Consider the following 798-nt stretch of genomic DNA (forward strand, 5'->3'; position numbering starts at 1 on the left):
GCTTGGGTTTGTACTATGAGTCTTCTGATTTCATTGATCTGTTGTGGAAAAGCCTTTTTAATAGGCGGGTTTCCATCTGTATCGTCTTCTTTACTTGCTACATTAAGAAGCATGCCTAACAGGTATCTTCGTGCGTAGGTAATTGTGGAACCAACTGATTGTATGTTATTTTTAGAGCCTGCATTGTCAATTGGAAATGTTCCTTCTGTTGAGATTTGATTGCCTGAAGGATGAGACAGAGTTATTTCTATGGTAATGTTTTTTTCTGTTTGATTTTTAATACGAGCAAACAAAGCAAAGTTGTATGTTGCAAGCCCTTTCTTTACAGCATCAATGTACTGATCAAGCGTAGCGTATTTGCTTTTAGTATGTGTATTAATGGCGTTTTGTTCGATATTTTTGTATGCCATTTGCACAGCCGAAAGATCACGGACAAAGTTTTGGCGCTCTTGTCGTTCTATCTCTTGTTCTCGCAATTTGAGAAGACGCTCTAAGCGATCCATATCGACATCACTTTCTAAGGCTTTATTTAAAATACGTTCCATGACAGTTTGTTCGACGGCTAAATGATGTGTTTCTTCAATTTCTATTAGGTTAGTGTTTTGTTCACTCATCTTGATTTCCTACATTGCGCGCAATTCATCCGTGGCGTGAATCACGCTGGTGTTAAAAGACTGGTTTTGGGGTGTTAGAGTTTTGTCTTTACAGGTTGTACAATCCGATCAATTGGAATGCGTTTTATATATGCACAATGATCAGAATATAGCGTCAACAAGAAAGATTCATCTGAATTGGGTG

At 38.0% G+C, this 798-nt stretch carries 1 protein-coding gene; it reads right to left on the reverse strand.

The features are described 5' to 3' along the window. On the reverse strand, positions 1-614 hold a 614-nt coding region (locus ACFIKJ_RS09520; protein ID WP_375670561.1), incomplete at its 3' end, for an ERF family protein. Positions 615-798 lie beyond the last annotated feature (184 nt).

The sequence above is a fragment of the Bartonella sp. PS7NMGDW genome, from assembly GCF_042193585.1.
GTDB lineage: Bacteria > Pseudomonadota > Alphaproteobacteria > Rhizobiales > Rhizobiaceae > Bartonella > Bartonella grahamii.